18 protein-coding genes and 1 tRNA gene are annotated in these 19,682 nt (G+C 68.0%); 7 read left to right on the top strand and 12 right to left on the bottom strand.

From position 1 onward, the window contains the following. Nucleotides 1-44: 44 nt before the first annotated feature. From BLS34_RS06985 to BLS34_RS07000, 4 genes are all read left to right on the top strand, one after another. The gene (locus BLS34_RS06985; RefSeq protein ID WP_051244979.1) at nucleotides 45-1,001 is read left to right on the top strand and encodes a TauD/TfdA dioxygenase family protein; all 957 of its coding nucleotides are present in this window, start codon (nucleotides 45-47) and stop codon (nucleotides 999-1,001) included. Between the two features lie 50 nt (nucleotides 1,002-1,051). After that, the gene (locus BLS34_RS06990) at nucleotides 1,052-2,212 is read left to right on the top strand and encodes an ABC transporter substrate binding protein (RefSeq protein ID WP_175474137.1); all 1,161 of its coding nucleotides are present in this window, start codon (nucleotides 1,052-1,054) and stop codon (nucleotides 2,210-2,212) included. Nucleotides 2,213-2,344: 132 nt separating this feature from the next. Beyond that, the gene (locus BLS34_RS06995) at nucleotides 2,345-3,466 is read left to right on the top strand and encodes a tetratricopeptide repeat protein (RefSeq protein WP_139189134.1); all 1,122 of its coding nucleotides are present in this window, start codon (nucleotides 2,345-2,347) and stop codon (nucleotides 3,464-3,466) included. Between the two features lie 89 nt (nucleotides 3,467-3,555). Continuing rightward, a complete protein-coding gene (locus BLS34_RS07000) occupies nucleotides 3,556-5,952 on the top strand; it encodes an MFS transporter (RefSeq protein WP_093149151.1) in 2,397 nt (798 codons plus the stop codon). 6 nt (nucleotides 5,953-5,958) lie between these two features. On the opposite strand, the gene BLS34_RS07005 is transcribed toward BLS34_RS07000, so the two are convergent. The 11 genes from BLS34_RS07005 to BLS34_RS07055 form a co-directional block, all read right to left on the bottom strand. Then, nucleotides 5,959-7,119, bottom strand: coding sequence for a homocitrate synthase/isopropylmalate synthase family protein (locus BLS34_RS07005; RefSeq protein ID WP_028795398.1), 1,161 nt, complete (start codon nucleotides 7,117-7,119; stop codon nucleotides 5,959-5,961). Nucleotides 7,120-7,241: 122 nt separating this feature from the next. Then, nucleotides 7,242-8,222 carry a hypothetical protein gene (locus tag BLS34_RS07010; RefSeq protein WP_139189136.1) on the bottom strand — a complete coding sequence of 327 codons (981 nt, stop codon included), beginning with the start codon at nucleotides 8,220-8,222 and terminating at the stop codon, nucleotides 7,242-7,244. A 162-nt stretch (nucleotides 8,223-8,384) separates the two neighbouring features. Then, on the bottom strand, nucleotides 8,385-9,206 hold the full coding sequence (locus BLS34_RS07015; RefSeq protein ID WP_093149155.1) for an SDR family NAD(P)-dependent oxidoreductase: 822 nt from the start codon (nucleotides 9,204-9,206) through the stop codon (nucleotides 8,385-8,387). A 1-nt stretch (nucleotide 9,207) separates the two neighbouring features. Then, complete coding sequence (locus BLS34_RS07020) at nucleotides 9,208-10,191, bottom strand: Gfo/Idh/MocA family protein (protein WP_093149157.1); 984 nt, start codon at nucleotides 10,189-10,191, stop codon at nucleotides 9,208-9,210. Beyond that, nucleotides 10,188-10,811 (bottom strand): ATP-binding cassette domain-containing protein, encoded by a 624-nt coding sequence (locus BLS34_RS07025; RefSeq protein WP_093149159.1) that lies wholly within the window; start codon nucleotides 10,809-10,811, stop codon nucleotides 10,188-10,190. Before BLS34_RS07025 ends, BLS34_RS07020 begins: the two co-directional genes overlap by 4 nt. 3 nt (nucleotides 10,812-10,814) lie before the next feature. Beyond that, nucleotides 10,815-11,510: an ABC transporter ATP-binding protein gene (locus BLS34_RS07030; RefSeq protein ID WP_093149162.1), complete on the bottom strand. Its 696-nt coding sequence runs from the start codon at nucleotides 11,508-11,510 to the stop codon at nucleotides 10,815-10,817. Continuing rightward, nucleotides 11,503-12,252 carry an ABC transporter ATP-binding protein gene (locus tag BLS34_RS07035; RefSeq protein ID WP_093149163.1) on the bottom strand — a complete coding sequence of 250 codons (750 nt, stop codon included), beginning with the start codon at nucleotides 12,250-12,252 and terminating at the stop codon, nucleotides 11,503-11,505. The genes BLS34_RS07030 and BLS34_RS07035 overlap by 8 nt, the downstream gene beginning before the upstream one ends. Nucleotides 12,253-12,255: 3 nt before the next feature. Next, entirely contained in the window at nucleotides 12,256-13,296 is a 1,041-nt protein-coding gene (locus tag BLS34_RS07040) for a branched-chain amino acid ABC transporter permease (protein WP_093149165.1), read from the bottom strand. Nucleotides 13,297-13,306: 10 nt separating this feature from the next. Further along, on the bottom strand, nucleotides 13,307-14,230 hold the full coding sequence (locus tag BLS34_RS07045; protein WP_028795391.1) for a branched-chain amino acid ABC transporter permease: 924 nt from the start codon (nucleotides 14,228-14,230) through the stop codon (nucleotides 13,307-13,309). Between the two features lie 102 nt (nucleotides 14,231-14,332). Then, nucleotides 14,333-15,628 carry an ABC transporter substrate-binding protein gene (locus BLS34_RS07050; protein ID WP_093149167.1) on the bottom strand — a complete coding sequence of 432 codons (1,296 nt, stop codon included), beginning with the start codon at nucleotides 15,626-15,628 and terminating at the stop codon, nucleotides 14,333-14,335. Between the two features lie 72 nt (nucleotides 15,629-15,700). Beyond that, complete coding sequence (locus BLS34_RS07055) at nucleotides 15,701-16,123, bottom strand: cupin domain-containing protein (RefSeq protein WP_093149168.1); 423 nt, start codon at nucleotides 16,121-16,123, stop codon at nucleotides 15,701-15,703. 187 nt (nucleotides 16,124-16,310) lie between these two features. Between BLS34_RS07055 and BLS34_RS07060 the strand changes: the two genes are divergently transcribed. After that, on the top strand, nucleotides 16,311-17,165 hold the full coding sequence (locus BLS34_RS07060; protein ID WP_093149170.1) for a MurR/RpiR family transcriptional regulator: 855 nt from the start codon (nucleotides 16,311-16,313) through the stop codon (nucleotides 17,163-17,165). Between the two features lie 106 nt (nucleotides 17,166-17,271). On the opposite strand, the gene BLS34_RS07065 is transcribed toward BLS34_RS07060, so the two are convergent. Then, a tRNA-Lys gene (locus BLS34_RS07065) sits at nucleotides 17,272-17,347 on the bottom strand. A gap of 245 nt (nucleotides 17,348-17,592) precedes the next feature. Between BLS34_RS07065 and BLS34_RS07070 the strand changes: the two genes are divergently transcribed. Then, nucleotides 17,593-18,396: an enoyl-CoA hydratase-related protein gene (locus tag BLS34_RS07070; RefSeq protein WP_028795387.1), complete on the top strand. Its 804-nt coding sequence runs from the start codon at nucleotides 17,593-17,595 to the stop codon at nucleotides 18,394-18,396. Nucleotides 18,397-18,402: 6 nt separating this feature from the next. Beyond that, the gene (locus BLS34_RS26635; RefSeq protein WP_093149172.1) at nucleotides 18,403-19,620 is read left to right on the top strand and encodes an O-antigen ligase family protein; all 1,218 of its coding nucleotides are present in this window, start codon (nucleotides 18,403-18,405) and stop codon (nucleotides 19,618-19,620) included. Nucleotides 19,621-19,682: the final 62 nt, after the last annotated feature.

Consider the following 19,682-nt stretch of genomic DNA (forward strand, 5'->3'; position numbering starts at 1 on the left):
TTGCGCGATCGGGGAAGCCGGGCTGACCCGGCGGGAGGTCATTGATGCAGGCAGAAGCTATCCGGACCGAAACGGCCGACGGCGTCGGGATCGAGGCGGTGCCGCTGACCCCGTTCCTGGGCGCGGAGATCACCGGCCTCGATCTGTCGCGGGACGTCACGCCGGAACAGGCGGCGCGGGTCCGCGAACTGTTCTTCCGCCATCAGGTGATCGCCGTCCGCGGCCAGGACATAGCGCCGGAGGGGTTCATCCGCTTCGCCGAGATCTTCGGGCCGATCGAGCCGTTCTTCATCAGCTCCTATAACCATCCGGAGCATCCGCAGATCTACGTTCTGTCTAACGTGCGCAAGGACGGCAAGCCGATCGGCCGCGACGGCGCCGGAACCCACTGGCACAGCGACAGCACCTTCGTGGAGAAGCCGAGCAGCGTGACCCTGCTGCACGGGGTCGAGGTGCCGGCGCGCGGCGGCGACACCTTGTTCGCCAACATGTACGACGCCTATGACCGGCTCGACGCGGAGACCAAGGCGCTGATCGACGGCCGCCGGGCGATCCACCGCTACCAGCGCAAGGAGTTCGTGTTCTCCGGCGACCGCGAGCTGACCGCCGAGGAGAAGGCGGAGATCGAGGAGCTGAAGCGCAAACGCCTCGCCGAGGAGGCCGCGGCCGGGCCGTCGCCGACCGCGGAGAAGAGCAACAAGGTGCCCGAGCAGCGCCACCCGGTCGCCCGCACCCATCCGGTGACCGGCCGTAAGGCGCTGTACCTGAACGACGAGATGATGGTGGGGATCGAGGGCCTGGACGATTCAGTCGCGGTGCCGCTGCTGCGCCGCCTGTGCGAGGAGGCGACGACGCCCGACCGGGTGCTGCGCTTCAAGTGGCGCAAGGGTGATCTGGTGGCCTGGGACAACGCCTCGATCATCCATTCCGCGACCTTCACGCCGCCGGACCAGGCGCGGATCATGCATCGTCTGACGGTCGAGGGCGGCGTGCCCGTTTGAAACGCCCTGCGGTGATGCTGCGAGCCAGCGGTGATGGTACGAGTGTGGCCATGATCATTCGGGTGCTCCTCGTTCTGGCGTTTGGGCTTGTCGCCGATCCCACGGCGGCGGCGGCGCGCCCCGTGCTGGACTGGGTCGTCTATGACGACGCCACGCTGGACAGCTACAGCGTCGATACCGATGCCGGCGATACCGCCCGCCACGTGGCCGTGCCCCGGGACGGGGCCGAGGGCGCCAAGCGGGTGATGCTTCTGATCCCCAGCCGCTCGGTCGAGGCCTATACCCTGGCCGTCAACACCATCCTGCAGGTCTTCGCCCGGCGTCAGGTGCCGGCCCGGTTCGACATCTGGTACTACGACAACGACGAGACCGTGGCGCTGGAGGCGCTGCGCTGGTCCTATGACCAGCCGGTGGATCTGATCATGTCGGCCGGCTCGTCGGCCACCTCGTTCCTGCGGGCGCATCACAGTGGCCACGCGATCCCGGCGGTGACCAGCGCGTCGAAGGATCCGATCGCCTCGGGGCATCTGAGTGACCCGTCGGGTAGCGGCACCAACATCGCCTATACCTCGATCAACGTTGAGACCGGGACGCTTGTCGCCTATCTGCGGCGGCTGATCCCCGATCTGAACACGATCGGGCTGATCTATTCGGAGAACAACGACAGCGCGGTCCTGACTCAGGTGAACCCGCTCAAGGCGGCGGCCGACAGGCACGGGCTCACCATCATCGACGTCACGGTGACAGAGCGCGGTTCGGCCGAGCAGGAGCTCGAAGATGGGTTGCCGAAGGCGCTGGAGCGGATCCGAAGGCTGGATCCCGACTTCCAGAAGAGCATCCTGCTGGTCACCGGCTCGACCGCGGCCTATGAACGCATTGCCCAGATCAACCGCCATGCGGGCCGTCTGCCGGTGGTCTCCATGCTGCCGGACATCGTGCGCGCCGGCGAGGAGTCGGCGCTGCTGTCCATCGGTGTGAACCTGACGAGCGCGCTGACGCTGGCCGCGGTCTATGCGGTGGATGTGGTGACAGGGGACGCGCGGCCGGGCGACTTGCCGGTCGGCACGGTGGCGCCGCCGGATCTGGCGATCAACTTTCTGATCGCCGACCGGATCGGGGTGAAGATTCCATTCTCTTTTCTGGAGTCTTCCACCTTCGTATACGATCGAGAGGGACGCCAGGTGGTGGCTTTCGGCCAGCGGGTGTTCTGACGGACCGGGACCGGAGGGTCACGGGTTTAGGGAGCGGGTTCCGCTGCGGTGGCGGAGCGCGTGGAGTGGTCGGCTGAACGTGAATCCCGAGAACGGGTCGCGCCGGCCGAGGCGACGAGGAGGATGCGCGCGGTGTTGGACAATATCCTGACGATTCCGGCCCTGGCGGTCGGTGCGTTCTTTGCGGTTTCATATTTCATCAGTCCGGACACCATCGTGATCCAGAACATCTCGGTGCCGCCGAGCCTGGAGGATCAGGGGTATTCGGGCGCTGTCGCCACCACGATGCTGTCGGACAGCATCGCCTGGATCAGCGACGCCGCGGGCACCAACCGCGGCGCCTATGTTGCCGAGGAGACGGCCCAGGCGAAATCGGTCGAGGCCCTGAGCGACTGGTTCGGTCTGGCCCAGCCGATCCGCGCCACCCAGGTGGCGCTCGGCTTCCTGCCCTATTCCTTCTCCGGCGAGTTCGTCGAGGAGGGCGAGAACCTCGTGCTGCGGATCCGGGGCCAGTCCTCGGAATACTGGCACTTCCTGATGGAGAAGCGCGGTTCGAAGGATGACATCCCCAGCCTCGTCAGTGCCGCGGCAATCGATCTTCTGAAGGAACTCGATCCGTACCTGATCGCCGTCTATCACTTCCGCGACGAGATCCCGTCCCGCGATTTCACCAAGACCAAGGAAGCGATCACCCACGCCCTGGTGCATGCGCCCCGCAAGAACCTGCCCTGGGTCTATGCCCTGTGGGCCCATGTTCTGTACTTCGAGGGCGACCTGGAAGGGTCGATCATGAAGAACCGGCAGGCGCTCGCCCTCGATCCCACCTTCCCGCGCCCGATGATGCGCTGGGGTGAGGCGCTGCAGACCATGGGGATGCACGAGGAGGCGATCGGCCGGTTCGAGAAGACCCTGGAGATCGATCCGCACTATCCCGAGGCCGTGGTGTACTGGGCGAACTCGCTGATCGCCCAGGGCAAGATCAAGGAGGCGGGTCTTAAGTTCCGCGAGGCCTACGACATGGCCCCGGACTTCCCGCGCGTCGTTCACGCCTACGGCATGTACCACGCCGAACACGGCAACAAGGTCAAGGCCGCCGACATCCTGCGGCGGGCGGTCGAGCTGGATGACGGGCACAACGAGAAGTTCGTGCGCGACCTGCGCAAGGTCCAGCTCATGATCGAACCGCGGTTGAAGGATATCGAGACCGACACGGGGGCTTCCGCGGCTGCCGCCGCGGCCGCCCCGAAGGGGTGAGCGGGCGACGCCTGCCCATCCCCTGAAGCCTTCCAAATGACGCCCGGCCCGGGGTGTCGAGGGGGCGACGCCCGAGGCCGGAGACCGGAATGAACCGATTCACTGCGATCCTCCCCGGCATTGCGCTGATGGGGCTCAGCCTGCTCATGTTCGCCTATGTGGGCTATGGCGAGGCCACCCGGGTCTATACCGGCATGCGCATCGACCGGGTGGTCCAGCTCGGCGCGACGCTGCAGCATACCCTCAACCAGTTCGCCCAGAGCGGTCTGCCGCTCGACCAGTTCACCGGCTTCGATCGGCGGGCCGAGCAACTGGGCGGTGTCGATACCTCGATCCATACGGTGGCGCTGACCGGAGTCCGGGGCGCCACCGTCGCCTGCGTCATGGTTCACGAGCATCCGGAAACGGAGGATTGCGCGGGGGAATTCGACGTCCACGTGTCGGCCTTCCACGATCATGCAGACGGGGAAGGGGGCGAGGTCGCCTCGGTCGACAACGCCAAGATCCTGCGCCTGCCGGTCACGGACAAGTTCGGACCGGTCGGCTTCCTGATGCTGCATGTGGACGGCCCGACCATCCGCGGCACCATCGACGACGCCTTCCTGCCGGTGTTCCTCACCGCCGCGGGCCTGTTCCTGGCCTTCGCCGCGATGCAGACGATCGTGGTGCTGCGTGGGGCGGAGGCGGCGCGGCGCTGGCTGCGGCCGACCTTCACAGCGGTGATGGTCGTGATGGTGGCGGTGCTGGTCGTGGTGATGTTCCAGCTCTACCGCAAGGGCGTGGAGGGCCAGGCCGAGGGGCTGGCGCGGTCGATGGCCGCGCGGCTGACGGCGGTCACCGAGATCGGCATTCCAATCGACGCGCTGAGCGGGATCCGAGAGGCGTTGGTCGACTACCGTCGGATCAACCCGCAGATCGCGGCCATCACGCTGACCGAGCGCGACAAGGTCCTGAACCGGATCACCGACCAGGAGCATGCAGGCGACAGCACCGGCGAGGGAACGGTCTCGTTCTCGCAGCCGATCGATGCCGATCAGCAACTGGTCCTGACCGCGGAGCTGCCGTTCTCCGTGGTGATCGAGGCCATGGGGGCCGGCGGGCGGAACTTCGCCGCCCTGTTCTTCGGCTGCATGCTCTTCGCGACGATCTTCTTCCGGGCGGTGCGGGCCGGCGGGTACGGCGCGCGTGCGGACAGGATCACCGGCACGGCCGGGCTGGCGGTGCTGCAGCCGGCCTATTTCCTCGGCATCCTGGCGGATTCCCTGGTGCTGACCGTGCTGCCGGAGATCAGCCATGAACGGGTCGTGTCCGAGGGCCTGTCGGGCGGCTTCGTGTCGCTGCCGTTCAGCCTGTTCTTCATCGGGCTGACCGCCGCGCTGATCCCCGCCTCGATCCTGACCGAGCGGATCGACCTGCGCGCCCTGTTCGTGGGCGGTGCCGCGGCGGTGGCGGGCGGGCTGTTCCTGGTCGGTGGCGTGGAGTCGTTCTGGGCGCTGTGCATGGGTCGGACGCTCGGCGGCGTCGGTCAGGGCATTCTGCTCGTCGCGGTGCAGGCCTATGCCTTCGAGATCGTCTCGTCGGAGGAGCGGGTGCGGGCGGCGGCGGCCCAGGTGTTGGGCTATAACGGCGGCCTGATCGTCGGCACCGGCATCGGCGGGCTGCTGGCGGTGTTCATGCCGGACGCCACGTTCGTCATGCTGGCCGGCCTGGTGGCGGTGGTATCGCTGCTCTACATCCGCTTCGTGCTGCCGTCCCTGCGGAAGGACCAGGAGCCGCAGCCGATCCGGTTGTTCGGCGACCTGAAGCGGGTGCTTGTCTTCCCGGACTTCCTCGCCCTGCTGACCATGATCGGTGTGACCTCGAAATTCGCCCTGGCCGGGGTGGCGATCTTCGCCATGCCCCTGGTGCTGCACCGGTCGGGCTACGGCGACGACGAGGTCGGTCAGGCGCTGATGGTCTTTGCCATCGTCACCTATCTGGTGACCGCCATCGCCCCCCGGCTGGTCAAGCTGATCGGCTCGACCGACCGGGCTCTGGTGGTCGGGATGATCGCCCTGGCGCTGGGCATGGCCGGGCTGGGACTGGTCACCGGGGTCAGCGGCGGCGCCATGCCGCAGTGGCTCATCGTGCTTGCCGTCGACGTCCAGACGGCACTGGAGGCGATCCCGCTGTCGGTGGCGAGCGGTGCGGCCATTGGCCTGTCCGTGGCGCTGCTGGGGGTCGGCCAGGGGCTGATCGCCGCCCCCATCATCGCCCGCGTCGCCGCCGGCGGGGCGGCCGGGGCCGTGGGCCGCGACCGCACCATCGCCGTCTACCGGATCCTGGAGCGGATCGGTCACATCTCGGGTCCGGCCCTGGTCGGCCTGCTGCTGGTCGCCGCCTCCGACAATCCGGCCGCCCTGGCGGTACTGGGGATCGGATACGCGGTGGTGGCGTTGCTCTATGGTCTGGCCAGCTTCGCCATGCGCCAGCGTGCGCCGGCCTGACGCAGCTCAGTTTCCGGCGGCCAGACCGCCTTCCCGGGCGGCGTCGGCGATCAGCGCATCGACCGTCTCGATCGACAGGTCGCCGCCGTCGCCGGCTTCCTTGACTCGGCGGGTGACCGCCTTGAGCACGGCCAGCGGCAGGCTGTAGCCGAGCGCCTCGGAGCGCACGCGGATTGCGTTCCAGCCGGTCAGCCGATGGCCGATGGAGATCTGCCGGTCCAGACCGAAATCCGCCGGGTCCAGGGCCTCGTAGGCGCGCGGATCGTTGTACACCGCCTTGGTGTGCAGGCCGGCCTTGTGGCTGAACGCGGTCTCGCCGACCAGCACATCGTTGAACGGCACCTCCACTCCGGCCAGCGCGGCCACCCGGTGGCACAGGGCGGGCAGGGTCGGCAGGTCGAACCGGGACCGGGTGGTCTCCGGGTCGGCGGCGTAGAGCACGGCGATCAGACCCTCCAGGGAGGTGATCCCGTTGCGCTCGCCGATGCCGAGCACGGTGGTGTTGATGTAGCCGGCGCCGGCCATGGCGGCGGCATGGGCATTGGCGATGGCGCAGCCGATGTCGTTATGGCCGTGGAACTCGACCGGCGTGCCGGTCAGCCGCGAGACCAGACCGACCACTTCCGACACCCTGTCGGGCGTGGCGGCACCGGTGGTGTCGGCGATGCCCAGCCGGTCGAACAGCTTCAGCTCCGACAGCGGCAGATAGACGTTCAGCAGGTCGTTCAGCGGGCAGCGGAAGGCGTCCTCGCTGGAAAACCGGAGGATGACGTCGGGCGCGCGCTTGCGGACATATTCGCCGATCTCGGCGGCGGTCCGGACCACCTCGGGGATCGCCTGACCGTGGCTGGCGCGGCGCAGGATCGGCGAGATCGCCATGACCATGTTGAGGGCGCCGACCCCGCTGTCGAGGGCGATGTCCACGTCGTCGCGGTGACAGCGGATATGCGCGGCCACGGTCACCGGCAGGTTGGCCCCGGCGATCCGCGCGGCGTCGTCGCGCGAGCGCGGGCTGGCCGCCGGCGAGGTCACCTCCAGAAAGGTGATGCCGAACTCGCTCAGCGCATGGGCCAGTTCCAGCTTGGCGTCGGAGGAGAAATCAGCGCGCGCGAATTGCTCACCTTCGCGCAGCGTGGTGTCGATGATCGTGACGTTCTCGAGAGGCACGGAACCCTCTTGGGCCGGAGAGCGGGAGTAGGGCGAAGCCTACTCGAACCGGGTTGAAATGTCGCGGAGTTCCCTCGCGCCGCGTCGGTCTTCCGACGGGGTGGTCCGGGAGCAGAGAAGCCTCACGGCGGCCCGTCGAGATTCCATGGCTTGGTCGGTTCGCTCCCCCTGAAATGCGCGATGATCGCGTCCCGGCTGGCACGGCAGGCGGCGAGATACGCCGGATCGCGATACCGGCCCTGCGCGCGCGCCTGCTCGACCATGGCGACCGGATCGCCTTCGGCACGGATCAGCGCATCGGTGCTGGTACTCTTGATCTGATACAGCGCGCGGACCCGGTCGTCCGGCGGCAGCGCGAGCGCGGACAGAAACCGCAGGGCGGGCATCATCCGCTGGCGCCGGATCAGCGTGGTGACCTGCCCGGACCCCGGCTCGATCCAGGCCGCGCCCGTCTCGGACACGCAGATCATCGGGTAATACGGGGCCAGGGCCGGAAAGACCGTGTTGCGGTAGATCTCCACGCCCCAGTAGCGCCGGGCGATGGTCGCGAAATGCGCCAGGCTGGCCACCGGCACCATCCCGGCGGACTCCATCGGCAGGATCTCGATCTTCGGCTTGGTGACGGTCACCGTGTCGTTGGCCACGTCGACATAGAGCGGGCCGAGCTGGATGGCGTTCTGGAAGTAGGACTCGCGCAGAACGCCCCATATCTTCCCGCCGACCCCACCCTCGGCGATAAAGCCGTGCAAGGCGCGGGTAGCGGCCGAGTCGGGCTGCTGGATCCGCGCGACCAGGGCGGCGAAGACGGCGTCGCGGATCTCCAGGCAGCGGCCCAGGGGGTAGAGCTTGCCGGCGAAGCTTGGGAGCCGCGGGGCCAGTTCCTCGTCGGCCTGCAACCGAAGCTCCTGGAGCAGAGCGTGGAGCCCGTCGAGATCGCCGAGATAGGTCCGGGCGAGCCGCCGCTGCCGGGCACCGGGAGGTATTGGCTGCCGGGGCAGGTGCGGGGAGTCCGCGCCGTCTCCGGGTTCCAGCCAGACCGGCGGTGCCCAGGGCCGCGTGGCCGCGACCGCGGTCCAGGCAGGGTCGCAAAGCGCGTCCGTCATCGCCTGAAAGACCGCCCCGGCCCGGCGCGGTCGGCCGACGGTCGGGGGCATGTGGGGAGGCTGTCGGTCATGCGACCAGACTAGGCCATGCCCTGACCCGCCGGGCAAGCTCAGGCATCTGATCGACGACGGGGCCGGCGTGTGGTCTACCGACCGGCCGCCCTACTGGCTGGCGGTCACGCCGCCGTCGATATAGACGACCTGGCCGGTGATGTAGCCGCCGGCCGGGGCGGCGAAGGCGATGACCTGCCCCGCCACCTCGATCGGCTCGCCGATCCGGCCCAGCGGGTTGCGGTTCAGGATGAAGTTCTTGAACTCCTCGCGCTCCAGATGCGGCCGGATGCGGTCCGACTGGATGAAGGTCGGCGCCACGCCGTTCACGGTGATGCCGTAGGGCGCCAGTTCCATGGCGTGCTGCTTCACCAGCATCAGCAGCCCGCCCTTGGTGGCGCAGTAGGCGGAATAGCCGCGGCCGCGCAGCGCCAGCTGGGAGCGCACCGACAGCAGGTGGATGTGCCGGCCCTGGCGCTCGGTATCGACCTGATGGCGGGCGACGGACTGGCTCAGGAACATGGCCGAGCGCAGGTTGGTGGCGTACATCGTATCGAACGCCTCGGGCGTGACGTCGAAGATCGACTGCTCGCGCTGGATGCCGACACAGTTCACCAGGATGTCGATCCCGCCGGCCAGGCCGATCGCCTGCTCCACCGTCTCGCGGATCGCCGGAACGTCGCTGGCATCCAGGCCGAGGCCCCAGGCGGTGCCGCCCTGGGCCGCGACGCGCTCGGCCAGGGCCTGCGCCTTGGCCTGCTGCGGACCGGCGACCACGACGGAAGCGCCGTGTGCGGCGAGCGCGAGGCAGATCGCCTCGCCCAGCGCGCCGTAACCGCCCGGCACGAAGGCGGTCTTGCCCTTCAGGCTGAACAGGCCGGCGAGCCGATTGGGATCGATTCCGGGCGTGAGACTTGGGGACGGGGCTTCCATGTCAGACGGTCACCCCGGCGGCGGTGTAAACACTTTCCATCAGTCGCAGCGTTTCCAGATTGTCCAGTCGGTCGGTCTCAAACGGCGCACCGGTGCGCACGCCGTCGACGAAGGCGGCGATAGCATGATCGAAGCACTCCTGATAGCGGCCGATCAGGTCGACCTCCTCCGCCGCGTCCTCCTCGCCCACGAGAAACACCCGGTTGAAGTCCATGACCACCGTGCCCTCGGTGCCGACGATTTCGAGCCGGTCGCCGTGCAGGGGCGGATAGCCCGGGGCGCAGATGCAGCCGTCGGCGGTGGCGATCAGGCCGTCCGGCCCGTCCATCAGGATCGACGCGGTATCCTCCCCCGGCAGGCCGTCGGCAAGCCGGTTCAGCCGGGCGGCGACGACGGTCAGTGGGCCGACCAGCAGGCGCAGAACGTCCAGGTGATGGATCATGGTCTCGAACACCAGATTGCGCCGGAAGCCGGTCAGGTAGGGCTGGCGCTCGATCAGATACGGGACGTCGCCGACGCGCGGGCACAGGCCGGAACCGCGCACGGCGATGGCGGCATGGCGCGGACGCCCGATGCGGCCCTCGTCGATCCAGCGGCGCACGGTCATGTAATGCGGCCGGAAGCGGTAGTTCTCGTGCACCATGAAGCGGATCCGCTCGCCCACCTCGGCGACCAGCGTCTCCGCCTCGGCCACGGTCTCGGTCATCGGTTTCTGCAGCAGGACGTGGACGCCATGATCGGCCGCCAGCCGGGTCAGCGGCGCGTGCCCGCCGACCGAGGCGGCGATGTCCACCATGTCGAACCCGCCGTCGGCGAACATCGACGCCGGGTCGTCATAGACCCGGTCGATGCCGAATTCGTCGGCCCGGGCCTGGGCCTTCGCCCGGTCGAGGTCGCAGATCGCCGCCACGGGCACGCCGGCGGCCTGCCAGGCGCGCAGGTGGTAGAGGCTGATCATCCCCGCACCGATCAGGGCCGCCCTCATGCTGCGCGCTCCGTCAACAGATCGCCGAGATAGGCCTGCACCGGCGGATGGGCGATCAGCGAGGCGTAGTCGGGCATCGGCGTGACCGAACCGGTCTGCACGAAGATAAACCGCTCGCAGATTTCCTGCAGGATCTCCAAGTGGAACCGCTCGTTCGGGTGGACGCAGAGGAAGACCAGCCTGCCCTGGGCGCGCAGCTTGCGGAAGAAGTCGAGCATGAAGCCGATATAGCCATCCTGGGTGTTGAACTGCGGCTCGTCGAATAGGTGGACGATTGGGTAGTCCGACCCCGCCTTCTCCAGCATGAAGTTCGGCGTCAGCGAGCGGAAATGCCGGACCTGGTAGGACTGGTGATAGTGGATCGCCAGCCGGTCGCGCTCGTCGGTTCGGATGCGGTGGATGTCGCGGCCCTGAACCAGCACCCGGCCGCTCGTCGGCGCGTTGGAGCCGGTGATCAGCTCGAACAGGGTGGTCTTGCCCGAGCCGTTCGGGCCCATGAGGCCGACGATGGCCGGCTCCTCGATGGTGAAGTCGGCGGCCAGGGTGAAGGTCGGCTTCCGGCTGGGAAAGCCTGTGGCGTAGGTCTTGGTCAAATGCTCGACGCTCAGCATCGCGGTCATGGCTCAGATCCCGATCAGGTTGCGGCGCAGGTTTTCGTCGCGGATCAGCTCGGCGGCGGTGCCCCGATGGACCACCCGGCCGCGGTCGAGCACCACGGCCCTGTCGGCGACCTCCAGGGCGGCGAGCGCGTTCTGCTCGACCACCAGCACCGACAGGCCCTCGTTCTTCAGGCGGCGGATGGTCTTCATCACGTCCTGCACGATCTTCGGCGCCAGCCCCTGGCTCGGCTCGTCGAACAGCACGAGGCCGGGCGAGCCCAACAGCGCGCGGGAGATCGCCACCATCTGCATCTCGCCGCCGGACAGGTTCTCCGCGTCCCGACCCATCAGGTGTTCCAGGGCGGAGAAGATCTCGAACATCTCGTCGAGCCGCCAGGAGCGGAAGCGGGTCGTCTTGCGGGCTATGGCCAGGTTCTGGGCGACGCTGAGAGTCGGGAAGATGCGGCGGTCGTCGGGCACCCAGCCGACCCCGCGCCGGGCGATGTCGTGGGTGTTCAGCCGGGTGATGTCGGTCCCGTCGAACCGGATCTCGCCGGAGCGCGCCGGGGTGAGGCCGAGGATGGTGCGGATGGCGGTGGTCTTGCCGACGCCGTTGGCGCCGAGCACGGCCAGCACCTCGCCGGCGCCGACATCGAGCGAGACGTCGAACAGCGCCTGGGTCTCGCCGTAGAAGGTGTTGACGTTGCGGATCTCAAGCATTTGCGAGCTCCCCGATATTGGAGCGCCGGACCCAGCGGTTGGCGCGCAGCTCATCCGGCGTGCCCTGGGCGATCACCTGACCCCAGTGGATGACCGAGATCTTGTCGGCCAGGGCGAAGAGGAAGCGCATGTCGTGTTCGATCACCACGATGGTGGTGTAGCGCTTCAGTTCCCGCATCAGGTCGGTCAGCCGTGCCGTCGCCTCGGTGCCGAGGCCGGCGGTGGGCTCGTCCACGAACAGCAGCCGGGGTTCGGTGGCCAGGGCCACGCCGATCTCCAGCGCCCGGCGCTCGCCATAGGACAGCGACTTGGCGTTGACGCCCTCACGGCCCTTCAGCCCGACCCGGCCCATGATCTCGGCGGCCCGGTCCTGGGCCGCGCTGTCGCCGTCGAGCGCATGCAGCCCGTCGAATCCGCGCCGGCGGGTCGAGGGCAGGGCCATGACCACGTTGTCCAGGGCTGTGAACTCGTCGAACAGGGTCATGATCTGGAACGACCGCGAGATCCCCTTGGCGACGATCCGATGCGGCGCGACCCCGGTGATGTCCTCGCCGTCGAAGGTGACGCGGCCCCGGTCCGGCTTGTAGCGCCCGGTCAGCACGTTGAAGCAGGTGGTCTTGCCGGCCCCGTTCGGCCCCATGATGCCGGAGACCTGGCCTTCCTCGAAGGCGAGGCTGATATCCTCCAGCACGACCTGGTCGCCGAACCGCTTGTGCAGATGGGTGGCTTCGAACAGCGCCATGGCTCAGCTCCTCGATTCGGCGGGACGCGGGGCGGGCGTCGTAGCGCCGCGGCCGCGCAGGCGAGGCGCGACCCAGCCGCGCCACATGCCGGCGATGCCGTCCGGCTTGAACATCACCAGCACGACGAACATCAGCCCGAACCAGAGCAGCCAGGCTTCGGTATAGGCGCCGAGGATGTCGCGGGCGACGAAGTAGAGGATGACCCCGAGCACCGGTCCCCAGAAGCTCACGAACCCGCCGCCGATCAGCACGATCAGCACGATGGTGCCGGACCATTGCAGGCTCATGATGTTGATGTACGCACCCTCCTGCGCCATGGCGAACAGCCCCCCGGCCAGCCCGGCGATGCCGCAGGACAGGGTGAAGGCCGCCCATTTGTAGAGCCGCACCGGATAGCCGATGAAGGCGACGCGGGTCTCGTTCTGCTTGATCGCCCGCAGGGTGCGCCCGAACGGCGAGTTGGTCAGCCGCCACAGCAGGACGATCAGGACCATCATCACCGCGTAGCAGAAATAGTAGAGCGCGGTGTTCGACTGGATGGAGACCTCGGCCACGCCGAAATCGGCCGGCAGGCGGGCGATGTTCAGCAACCCGTCCTCGCCCTTGGTGACGTCGGTCCATTTGCTGGCGATGAAGTAGAAGATCTGGCCGAAGGCGATGCTCATCAGCGCGAAATAGATGCCGCGGCGGTGGGCCAGGAACAGGGCGGTCACCGCGCCGAAGGCACCGGTCACCACGATCGCGGCGGCGAGGCAGAACCACAGGTTGGCCCAGACCTCGAACTGCGCCAGCCCGAAGGCATAGGCGCCGATGCCGAAGAACGCGCCATGGCCGAAGGACGGCAGGCCGGTGTAGCCGAGCAGCAGGTTGAAGCCGAGAGCGAAGACGATCCAGATCAGCACCTCGACCCCGAGATACTGGTACAGGCCGACGGTCTCGATCCACAGGGGCAGGGTGGCGAAGACCACGGCCATGACCAGGATCGGTCTGGTGATCCAGGCGGTGGTCTCGCGCCGGTCGTACTGCATGGCGGGCAGGGTCATGACAGGCTCCTCACGACTCGAGCACGCTGGCCTTGCCGGCCAGCCCGCGCGAGCGGAACGTCACCACTGCAAGCAGCAGCAGATACATGGACAACAGCGACCAGTCGGTGGCGAAGGCGGCGGTCAGGCCGACCACGAGGCCGACCAGCAGCCCGGCGCTGACCGCACCCCAGAAGCTGCCGACCCCACCCAGCACGATCACCACGAAGGCCGGCACGACCGCGTCGACGCCGACCACCGGCCGGATGCCCCAGATCGGCGCCATGATGATGCCGGCGATGGCGGCCAGCGCGGCCCCGAAGGCGAAGACGAACAGCCGCAGGCGCGACAGGTTGTGGCCGAGCGCGCGCACCATCTCGCCGTCATGGGCGCCGGCCTTGATGATGGCGCCGTAGGGCGTGCGGTTCAGGAACAGCCACAGCAGCCCGATCATCGCGGCGGCGAAGATGGCGGCGTAGATCCGGTAGGTGGAATAGATCAGGTCGCCGGCGATGAAGCCGCCGGAAATACCGCGCGGGATCGGCAGGTAATATTCGCTGCTGCCCCAGATCTCCCGGATGCCCTCCTCCAGCACCAGCGCGGCGCCGAAAGTGAGCAGCAGGCCGTAGAGCGGGTCCTGGCCGTAGGTCCGGCGCAGGCAGAGTTCCAGCCCGGCGCCGACCACGGCCACGACAAGCGGCCCGACGATCAGCGCGATCACGTAGCGGGGCACGTCGGGCAGCGCGTAGTACGGCTCCATGAAGGCGTAGGGCAGGCCGCCGTCCGGCACCATGACCGCCAGTGCGACATAGGCGCCGAGCGCGAACAGCGAGCCATGGGCGAGGTTGATCACCTCCATCACGCCGATGATCAGCATGAATCCCAGGGCGAGCAGCGCGAACAGCAGCCCGAGGGCGAGGCCGTTGATGATGTGCGGAATCAGGTCATAGAGCATGGGTCGGAAGCCGCCGCCGATGACTGGAGTTCAGGAAAAGGACGGGGGAGCCCGGGACGGGACTCCCCCGCAGGGACGGAGGCGAGGATCGCCTCTGCGCGGTCAGCCCTGGTCGTAGCTGGGCGTGTCCGCGTAGCTCTCCAGCTTGCACTCGTCGCCGGCCGACGAGCGGATCGCTTCCGGATCCGACCAGCTCAGGATGTTGAAGTAGTCGGTGTCGTCGCGCGGCTTGGCGTTGCCCTCGGCCAGGTAGATGGTCTGCTGCACCTGGTGCGAGTTCGCATCGATCACCGCGTCGAAGTGCTGCATGCGGTCCTTGGCGGTCATCACGCGACCCTCCAGGGCCTTGATGACCTTCATGTTGTCGGTGGAGCCGACCTCCTCGACCACCCGCAGCAGCTCGCGCATGGCGACATAGCCGTTATAGGTGACGTTGCCCGGCACGCTGATCCGCGTGGTCGGGTACATCTCCTGGTACTGCTTCACGAATTCCGGAACGCCCGGCAGGTCGAGATAGTGGTACCAGGTGGTGCCGAACACGCCGAAGGCGGCATCGGCGCCGAGGCCGAAGATGTCCGGCCAGTCCTGCTGGTTGTTGATCCAGGCCGGGTTGCGGTCGAGGCCCATGTCGTGGACCTGCTGGCGCATCACCTTGAAGTCGTCGCCGCCGACCGCGGCCGCCACGACATCGGGCTTCATCTGCTGGATCTTCAGCAGCACGCTCGACCAGTCGCGGGTGCCGACCGGGATTGCGATCTCGTCCATCACCGTGGCGCCGTACTCGGTGGCGACCTTCTTGGTGGCGGCGTTGGTGTTCTGGCCCCAGACGTAGTCGTTGTAGATCAGCAGCCAGTTGTTGCCGAAGCTGTTGATGGCGTTGCGCGCGGCGGCCTTGGAGAAGTTCTCGCCATTGCCGTCCCACACGAACTTCACCCGGTGGCAGTTCGCCCCGCTCTCGGTCGGCGAGCTGGAATTGGTGTTGAAGTAGACGCAGCCGTATTTCTGCGCCACCTGGCTGATGGCGTTCGCCGTGCCCGACTGCACCGCGCCGGCCAGGAAATGGACGTTCTCGCGGGTGATCATCCGCTCGGCGACGCGGGTGCCGGTCTGCGGGTTGGTCTCGGTGTCCATCCATACGGTTTCGATCTTGCGACCGAGCACGCCACCCTTGGCGTTGAACTCGGCGACCGCCATCTCCGAGCCGCGCTTCTCGGCCTGTCCGGAATTGGCGAACTGTCCGCTGGCGTCGTGGGTGAGGCCGATGCGGATCGGCTTGTCGGAGGCTGCGGCATAGACCCGGTTATGGGTCCAGGGACCGAACAGCGCGGCACCGCCCGCCGCGCCGCCGAGGAGAGAGGTCTTCAGGAAACTGCGTCGATTCACTGCCTTCATGGACATGGGGTTTCCTCCTGTTTTCGTTTTCTCGCCCGGTCCCGTTGAGCGGCCGGTGCGTTGGTTCCCCGCCGGCCGTTACGGTTCGACGGAGACAGTCTCCGGGTCCGCCGGGACCAGGATCTCCATGGCTGTGTAGTCGTCGGAATATTCGAGGACCCGGTGGTGGATGCCGGGCTCCTGGTACATCGCCGTGCCCGGCTCCATCAGGATCTCGCCCTGGCCCTCGAACTCCACCCGCGCCCAGCCCTTGAGCACGTAGACCATCTGGAAATCGACCTTGTGGTAGTGCAGGTCGCCGCGGCCCGGGCAGGGCGCGTTCGGCCGGTGGATATGGGCGCGGAACTTGCCGCCGGTCTTCTCCGCCATGCCGAGGTCGCGGTAGTCGAAGAACCCGCGGAAGCCCGGCTCCCAGGCCGCGTCGCGTTCGTGCTGAACATGGAAGGCGCCGCGGCCGAACCCCTTCGGCTCGAACTCGTCGCCCTTGTCGGATCCGGTCATGCCGCGTCCCCCTTTCCGTCGAATGGAAATTTCATTCGTTATTCAGAAAAGAACGAAAATTCGTTCCTGTGGTCAATATGGAAATTTCAAGTTTTTGATCTAGAATGAAAATTCATTCAATTTCTTGCCCGCACGGGGTCCTGGCGGGTATAGGCAGGACAGGCGGGAACGACGGAAAGCGACTGGGATGAGCGTGGATAACTCGGGCGGCCCGCAGTCCTTCGACGCCCTGCGGCACGCGTTACAGGAACGCTACGACGAGCTCAGCCCGCATCTGCAGCGCCTGGCCCGCTTCGCCCTGGACGACCCCAACGCCTTCGCCCTGGAAACCGTCAACCGGCTCGCCGAGGTGGTGGAGGTGCAGCCCTCGACCCTGATCCGGTTCGCCAAGGAGCTCGGCTATTCCGGGTTTTCCGAGATGCAGAAGGTCTTCAAGCTGCGGCTGATCGAGGGCGCGCCGGCCTATCGCGAGCGGATCTACCGCCACAGGGAGTCGCTGGAGCGGGCGGCCAAGGACGATCCGGCGGCGATCCTGAACGAATTCACCGACGCCTCGATCATGTGTCTGGAGCGGCTGCGCGACACGGTCCAGCCGGAGACACTGGCGCGCGCCATCGCCATGATGGATCAGGCCGACACGATTTATGTGATCGGCCAGCGCCGGGCGTTTCCCATCGCCTCCTATCTGGCCTATGGGCTGACCCGGCTTGAGCGCCGCTGCCAACTGCTGGACTTCGTCGGCGGCATGGTGCCGCAGCAGGTCGCCACCCTGCGGCAGAGCGACCTGCTGATCGCCATCGCCTTCGCCGAGTACACGCCGGCGGTGGTCGATGCGGTGACCGACGTCCATATCCGGGGCATTCCGATGTTCACGCTCACCGATGTGCCGACCAGCCCGCTCGCCCGGCAGAGCGAGGTCTATTTCTGCGTCGACGACGCCGATATCCACCGCTTCCGGCCGATCGCCGCCTCGATCAGCCTGGTTCAGTCGCTGATTATCGGCCTCAGCTATTTTCAGGATTCAGGCAAGGGCGGCGACTGACGCCTACGCCGGCGCGCACGATCGCCGCCGCGGGTTGGGCGAAACACGACGTCCTTCGTCACCCGGCAGGGTAATGGAAATTGCGTGTTGTCTTTCGGGGTTCGGATGGTGGGCGCACAAGGACTCGAACCTTGGACCCGCTGATTAAGAGTCAGCTGCTCTACCAACTGAGCTATGCGCCCATCCGTGCGGGCCGCCGGAGATGCCGCGGTTCCGCGAAAGAGGCGGCCTTATAGCGGGTCGATTCCGGTTTGTCGAGAGCGTCGGCAGGGTATTTTGATCGGTATTCCGTCACGGGCCGTCCTCTCCGTGCCGGGCGGCCGTCGCACCGGGCGACCGTCACGTCGGCCGGAGCAGCCAGCCCCTCTCGCCGGCGCCGCGCCTCGTGCTAAGACGGAGCCGCAACCAAATACCGGAGGAATGCGCGATGAGTGTGGCCGATCTGGCGCCCGAGACCCTGACCCTGGAGATGGTCGACGAGCATGTGCTGCTGGTCACCCTCGACCGGCCGGATGTGCGCAACGCGCTGAACACCCAGATGGGCTTCGACCTGCGCGACCTGTGGGTCGAACTCTACCGCGATGCCGGCGAGGTGCGCTGCGTCGTGCTGACCGGGCGCGGCGACAAGGCGTTCTGCGCCGGCGGCGACCTGAAGGAACGCAACGGCATGACCGATGCCGACTGGCGCCGCCAGCACGCCCTGTTCGAGCAGATGGTCAAGGCGCAGCTCGACTGCCCGGTGCCGATCGTCGCCGCGGTCAACGGAGCGGCCTTCGCCGGCGGGCTGGAGATCGTGCTCGGCTGCGACTTCGCCTATGCCGCGCCGACCGCCCGCTTCGCCCTGACCGAGGTCACCCTCGGCATCATCCCGGGGGCGGCCGGGACCCAGAACCTGCCGCGCGCCGTCGGCCTGCGCCGGGCCAAGGAGATCATCCTCACCGGCCGGCCGTTCTCCGCCGAGGACGCGCTGGCCTGGGGCGCGGTCAACCGGATCTGCGCCGACGGGACCCTGCTGGACGCCGCGCTGGACACCGCCCGGGCGATCGCCGGCAACGCGCCGATCTCCGTGCGCCAGGCCAAGAAGTCGATCAACGCCTCGGAGATGATGGACCTGAAGAACGGCTACGATTTCGAGATCGAGGCCTATAACCGCACCGTGCCGACCGAGGACCGCCTGGAGGGCGTGCGCGCCTTCAACGAGAAGCGCCAGCCGGTCTACAAGGGGCGCTGACACAACATGCGGGGACCTCTGCCGGCGGCGGTGACCGACGGGCGGGCGGCGAGCTGGATCGCCGCCGTCATCCTGCTGGCATTCCCGACCGTGGGCATGCTCGCCAAGCACGGCATGAGCACGCTCGGGATTACCCTGGCCGTGCTGCTGGGCGCGCTGCTGCTGCTCGACCGGCGGCTGCCGTGGCCGGGCTGGGCCCTGGTGGCGCCGGTGGCGGCGCTGCTGGCGGTGCAGGCGCTCGACCTGCTCGTCGCACCGTCCTGCCCGCCCTGCGCGGATCGCTGGCCGCAGGCGGCTGGGGCCGCGGTGCTGCTGCTGCCCCTGGCGGCCGGCGGGACGGTCGCGGCCGCGCGGCTGGATCGGGCGCTGGTGCGCCGGGCCCTGGTGGCGGGCGTGCTGATCGGAGCGCTGGTGGCGCTGGTCGAGCTCGGGCTGGACGCGCCGATCTACCGCCTGCTCAACGGCCGCGATCCGGGAGAGGCGGTTTCCCTGTCGCGGTACAACCGGGGCATTGTCGCGCTGGTGCTGCTGGCCCTGGTGGCGGGCGGGGTGCTGTGGGGCGAAGGCCGCCGGGTGTGGGCGGTCGCGCTGCTGGCGGCGGTCGGGGCGGTGTCCATGCTCGGGATTTCGCTGATCGCCCATCTCTGCCTGCTGCTCGGGCTGGTCACGCTGGTCGCCGGTGCGGTGGCCGAGCGGCTGGTGCGGGTCGCGATGGTCGTGGTGGTGGCGGTGCAGATGCTGTCGGCGCCCTGGGCGGCGAACGCGGTCTACGACTGGGTGATCACGGACAATGTCGCGATCTCCGACTTGGCGATCCGGCATCGGCTGGAGCTGTGGGATCACGGCGGCGCCCTGGCGCGGGAGCGGCCGTGGACCGGTTGGGGGCTGGACGCCTTCGATCACCGGCCGATCGACCCGGAGCGGCTGGCGAAGGCGCAACGGATGACCAAGCCGGAGCCGCATCCGCACAATGCGGGGCTGCAGCTCTGGGTCGAGACCGGGGTGGTCGGCGTGTTGCTGGGGATCGCGTTCCTGGCGGCGGTCGCCTGGCAGATCGGCCGGCTGCCACGGGCGCTGCGCCCGTGGGCGACGGCGCTGCTGGCGGTGGGTCTGCTCCCGGGGCTGGTGTCCTTCGGGCTCTGGCAGACCACCTACCTGGCGATGGCGGCGGTGGCGGCCTTCGCGGTCGGGCTGCTGCGGGACAAGGATGTTCGGGCGGAGTAGCGGTGCCGCCGTCTCCCAAACCACTCCTCAAATCACTTCCCGGCCCTGTGCCGGGACCCACG

The sequence above is a fragment of the Thalassobaculum litoreum DSM 18839 genome (assembly GCF_900102465.1).
Lineage (GTDB): Bacteria > Pseudomonadota > Alphaproteobacteria > Thalassobaculales > Thalassobaculaceae > Thalassobaculum > Thalassobaculum litoreum.